Genomic DNA, 5,558 nt, shown 5'->3' on the forward strand with positions numbered 1-5,558 from the left:
ACAACCTATAACTTTGGGGGCTTTTTTTCTACCCTAAACTTCTCAAACACGCTCTGAGACAGCAATCTGACTTCCGCCTTCATACCAACCCTGATTTCAATCCGTTCCACTTGCCCTTGTAGTGAAGTTCTCCCCATATCATCCGATTGAATGCCTATCATGACACTCTCTAGATCTGCGAGCATGAGGTCAAGACTTTGGAGCGCTTGGTCAGAACAGGGGATTTCGTCCCATGCGATCGAGATCGCCAACCCAGCAAGTAACTCGGAAAGCGATCGCGCCTTTCTCTCCAGTTCAAGGCGAGAAGGAACTTTGCCAGAAAATGGTTTAATCTTGCCAGAAGACAACAAATGTAAATTCCGATCGTTATAGTGCACCGTGATGCCGCGAATGGAGACAATGGGAATATAGCTTATATTCATAGCATTATCCCGATGCTGTAGCAGTAGGGTTGCATCTGGCTCAGGGAAGTTAGAGGAAGATGATTTCGTAATCTGAACTATCACACCTGAAAGACTATGCCCCGCATCTAACAGCAGGGTAATTTCAGGAATTTCTAGCTGCTCTCCCGAACGAAATCGATCTTGTAAGCCATTCAGCTCAGATACGAGGGCAGCAACTGTTTTGGCAGGTAACCGTAAAATTGGATCTGCCATAAAGCTCTAGAGTCCTTTTTCAAGTTCTGTTTGAATGTTTTTCTTGCGTTCCATCCAATCATCTAGATTGGAAACCGCATAGTATGACAATGTTAAAACACCTAGCTGAAAGGTCGGCCAACTACTGCCACTGTCTTCAATGACAATTTTTTTGAGTCCTTCCTTGAGGGCTTCCTTACCCAGATCGTCGATCGCGATCGCTTTCAAGGCATCAATCAGCGGACGAAAATAGACTTTGTAGAATGCATCTTCGTATAATTCAGCGTAGCCTTCCGTTGCGATCGAGTCCCAATTTACCTCAATGGGTACTTCAAAGCCAGCTAATGCATCGATTTCTTGCTTGAGCTTGAGATAACGTCCTTCTGAAAAGGCTTTGATTGCTCTCCGTTCTGCTAATCCCATACAATTTCTCCACAAAGAGGTAAACCTAGATAATCTCCAATTTACACTGTCACGCGTAGCTCAAAGAACCCATAGCTTATGGGTTAACAGCTAAATGCCGCTATTCTAGCTTTTGAATTCTCACAAATCAATCCTACTATCGATCGCATAATAGAAAGGAAAAATCTATAGCAATCCTAAATGATTTGTGCGTAGGGGCAATTCATGAATTGCCCCTACAGGTTTACGCAGAGGAATGAATCTCTTAATAGATCACATAGGATTGCTCTATGCCATCTTTAAATCCGCGTAAATCTGTAATTCTGGCGATTTTTCTGATATTTTTAAGTCATCTGATGTTTGTGCGAAAGAATGTCTGCGGCTATGCGTAAAAGCTTAGGGATTTTACTCTCGTTGATGTTGGCTGGCTTGCCCGTGCAAGCGTTATGCAGTGAAAGTGCCCATGCACAAACGACGGCAGTGCGTAAAACTGAGGCAGATCTCCTTTTAAAGCAAGGGACTCAACAATATCTAGTCAGCCAGTTTGAGTCAGCCTTACAGTCATGGCAGCAAGCACTGACGCTCTATCAGCAAATTAAAGATCGACAGGGTGAGAGCGCGACCCTGGGCAGTCTGGGAAAAGTTTACGAAGCGCTGGGGAAGTATGATGAGGCGATCGCGTCCAATCAAAAGAGTTTAGCGATCGCGCGAGAGATTGGCGATCGCCGTGGCGAAGGACAAGCTCTGATCGATCTAGGGGTTGTCTACCGTACGCGTGGAAACTATGCGAAAGCGATCGAATATCACGCACAAAGTTTAGTCATTACCCGCGAGATTAAAGATCGTCGTGGCGAAGGATCGGCTTTAGGTAATTTGGGCATGAATTACTATGCTCAGGGCAACTATGCGAAAGCGATCGAATATCACGAGCAGCGCTTAGCCATTGCTCGCGAAATCAAAGATCGCCAAGGGGAAGGAAATGCGATGGGCAATCTTGGCAATGCCTATCGTTCTCAAGGGCACTATGCCAAGGCAATCGAATATCAAGAAAGACGTTTGGCGATTACCCGCGAGCTTAAAGATTTGAGAGGGGAAGGACAATCTCTAGGGTTTTTAGGGCTTGTTTATCGGTCTCTGGGCAACTATACCAAATCAATCGACTATTACAAGCAGAGCTTAGCGATCGCGATTCGGATCAAGGATCGACTGGGTAAAGCAAAATCACTGGGTTACTTAGGGAATGTGTTTTATGACCTCGGTGACTATAATGAGGCGATAAAGTATCATCAATCGAGTTTAGAGGCAGCTCGGGAAATTAGCGATCGGCGTGGGGAAGGAAAATCACTAGGATTTCTAGGTCGTGCTTACGAGGCTCAGGGCAATTATAACAAAGCCATCCAATACTACGAGTCCAGTTTAAAGATTGCCCAAGAGATCGGCGATCGCCTTGGGGAAGGAGAAACACTAGATTTTTTGGGAGGTATTTACCAAGTGCGTGGCGATTATGCCAAAGCAATTGACTACCATAAGTCAGGGTTAGACATTGCCCGTAAAATCAAAAACCGTGATGGTGAAAGAATTTCCCTGAGTAACATTGGGCTTGCGTTACAAAAACAGAACCAACTCGATTTGTCTATCGTTTTCTATAAGCAATCGGTCAATGTCAGCGAATCCATTCGCCAAGACATCCGAGGATTAAAAAAAGAAGAGCAGCAATCTTACCTCAATACGGTTGCTGGTAATTATCGCAGACTTGCCGATCTCCTAGTCAAACAAGGTCGCGTCATGGAAGCACTGCAAATCTTAGACCTACTTAAAGTCCAAGAACTCGAAGACTTCCTTAAAAATATTAAAGGGAACGATCGCACGGCACAGGGGGTTAGGCTTTTAGAACCAGAAAGAATAGTCAGTGGACAGTTGGCAGGTGTCAGTTTTGAGAAGATCCCCGAACTCAATCGCAATCTAGCAAATCAGATTCAGCAGATTCCGCAAGCAGAGATCAATAAGGTTCCAGAGTACTTGCAAAAAATTCCGCAGGGGACAGTGCTGCTTTATCCGTTGATTTTAAGCGATCGCTTAGAAATTATCCTCTTCTCGCCCAATACCATTCCCATCCATCGTACTGTACCCATTAAAAAAGCCGATCTAGAAAAACTCGTAGAAGACTTCAGATCCGACATCCGCGATCCAACTTCCCTAGACATCAAAAGCTCAGGCAAAAAACTCCACGACCTGCTGATCCAACCGATCAAAGCCGAACTCACGCAAGCCAAAACGGACACAGTTCTCTATGCACCTGATGGATTATTGCGCTACATTCCGCTGGCGGCGCTCTATGATGGCAAACAGTGGTTGGTTGAGAAATATCGCATCAGCAACCTGATTGCCTATAGTCTCACGGACTTCGATCTAAAGCCTAAAAACGTCCCCCATATTCTTGCGGGAGCTTTTGGGAAAGGTCATCCAACCTCAAAGCAAGCTGCTCTACCTGCTACGATCGCGGAAGTCAGCGAAATCACCAAAACCTTTCCCAATACGGTTAATTTGGTTGAGGCACAATTTAGTCGGACAGCTACTGAAACGCAGATGTCAAATCATAACATTCTGCACCTTGCAACCCATGCTGAGTTCAATCTGGGCAATCCCGATAATTCGTTTATCATCTTTGGGAATGGCGATACGGTGAGGCTAAGCGAGATTATCGATTGGAAGATGAGCAATATCGACCTGATTGTGTTGAGTGCTTGTCAAACAGGTGTAGGAAAACTCGGCGATGGGGTTGAGATTCTTGGTTTTGGCTATCAAGTACAGAGGGCAGGGGCAAAAGCGGCCATCGCTTCGCTATGGTCAGTTTCTGATGGCGGCACGCAAGCCTTGATGCAGTCCTTTTATGAGTATGTGAAGCGATCGGATTTCACCAAAGCCGAAGCATTGAGACAAGCGCAAATTTCTACAATTCGCAGCCCAAAATTTAGCCATCCCTATTACTGGTCTGCTTTTATCTTGATAGGCAATGGGCAATAGTTCAGAATCGCGATCGCCTACCAAGCCAATAGCGTTGTCTCCAGATCGCGAACAGCAATCAATTTCTAATGGAACCAAGAAAACCAAACTCACCTGTCTCGTTTGTAAATTCCAGAGACCTGTATAGATACCTTACTGTGCAAATAGTTATTCGGATTTTGCTCCACTAGATAACTGCGTTCTATTATGTAAATGCGATCGCCTTTGCAAATTATTTCTCGACATCATTTTTTTTGAGATAGCCTCCTGCATGGAGAAAGTCAAGAATTTGCTTTGCACAGAGTTCATATTCGCTTTTGCGGCTAAAAAACAAAGATGGAAGACGCAAAATTAGCACTGAACCTACAATACCTCGAAAGAAAAGCGAAAAGAGTACCTGCCGTACATTTGTCTGTTGCAACGCTGTACCTGCTTTCAGCACAATCACCACCATGTGATATTCACTCAAGAGAAATTTACTGCTCGCGATAACCCTGTCAATTTGATTTAGGTCACACTCAAAGATGTACGTTCCTAACCCACCTTGTTTTTTTAGTGTCAGTTTCTTGGTGATCTTATTAAGACTAAGCGTTGAAATCCCACCCAATAAGATGTTTATTCCTACCGCGATTGTTACCATTACCATGCACATAAAATACATGGGGAATCGATCGTCCTCCCACAAGGTTAGTTGCGATTGTAGGTCGTTTTTCAGAAAAGTTTGAATTCGCGCAACCTCAGACTGCAAATGCTTCTCGTACGTTGATTTAATAGAAGAGGGTACTGGTTCCTTTGCTGTATTTAGATAAATCTGATAGATTGTGCCACCCTTACTACTACCTACAGGAAAGAAACTTGCCCCTGTAATCTGTTGCAGTTGCAAACTGCGTTGGCTTTGAACTTGCCCCAACCAATTAGATTTGCTTAACGTACATTGTCCTTGAGTGGGTTGCTGCAAGTCACGAGTGCAGGATATTGTTATCAATTCTGCGTTCGATAGAAAGATAATTCCCAAGCAGATCAGTAAGCCACCAATTAGCCATTCTCCCCAAGGGAGATGCCGCATGGTCAAGATGTTTGCTGTTCGTTTAATTAATTTCATTAGCAGCAGTTGCAAGAATTGTTATTCTACCTTCTTACAATAAAGCGCGATCGCGAGAATGACAGTTTATAATTTTGGAGCGATCGCAGCTTCCCAACTTTAGTTTTCAATGGAGTGTTTAATCTAGAGCCAAGTTTCATACCACTACTTTGCTGTTAATGGGAGTAAATTGAGTCGCAGGAGATAAACTTTGGCTCTCAAAGATAACCTTGATATAGTCGGCGCCAACGAATTGTTAGAAAGCCATTTAGATCGAACAGCCTAGTATTTTTCTAAATTTTCTAATCGGGTCTTTTCTGCGTGAGCTTTACGAGACAAAACTTGAAGATTTTCTAGTGTGGTAAGACCGCCTTTTGACATCGGTAAGTAAGTAGGCGTGAAAAAGATAGAGTATGTAAAGGAATATTAAGTGACTA

Annotated in this window: 4 protein-coding genes; 1 reads left to right on the plus strand and 3 read right to left on the minus strand. The window is 43.9% G+C overall.

What is annotated here, in order from left to right; all coding sequences use genetic code 11:
- Positions 1 to 5: 5 nt before the first annotated feature.
- Together V2H45_RS24945 and V2H45_RS24950 are read right to left on the minus strand one after the other, a co-directional pair.
- Positions 6 to 656, minus strand: a complete 651-nt coding sequence (locus V2H45_RS24945; RefSeq protein WP_330486399.1) for a hypothetical protein — start codon at positions 654 to 656, stop codon at positions 6 to 8.
- Between the two features lie 6 nt (positions 657 to 662).
- Positions 663 to 1,058: a hypothetical protein gene (locus V2H45_RS24950; RefSeq protein ID WP_330486400.1), complete on the minus strand. Its 396-nt coding sequence runs from the start codon at positions 1,056 to 1,058 to the stop codon at positions 663 to 665.
- A gap of 363 nt (positions 1,059 to 1,421) precedes the next feature.
- On the opposite strand from V2H45_RS24950, the gene V2H45_RS24955 reads away from it, so the two are divergent.
- Positions 1,422 to 4,061: a CHAT domain-containing protein gene (locus tag V2H45_RS24955; RefSeq protein WP_330486401.1), complete on the plus strand. Its 2,640-nt coding sequence runs from the start codon at positions 1,422 to 1,424 to the stop codon at positions 4,059 to 4,061.
- 211 nt (positions 4,062 to 4,272) lie between these two features.
- Here V2H45_RS24955 and V2H45_RS24960 read toward each other — a convergent pair whose 3' ends face one another.
- Positions 4,273 to 5,142 (minus strand): hypothetical protein, encoded by an 870-nt coding sequence (locus V2H45_RS24960; RefSeq protein WP_330486402.1) that lies wholly within the window; start codon positions 5,140 to 5,142, stop codon positions 4,273 to 4,275.
- Positions 5,143 to 5,558: the final 416 nt, after the last annotated feature.

It is taken from the genome of Tumidithrix elongata BACA0141 (genome assembly GCF_036349135.1).
Classification (GTDB): Bacteria; Cyanobacteriota; Cyanobacteriia; order Pseudanabaenales; family Pseudanabaenaceae; genus Tumidithrix; species Tumidithrix elongata.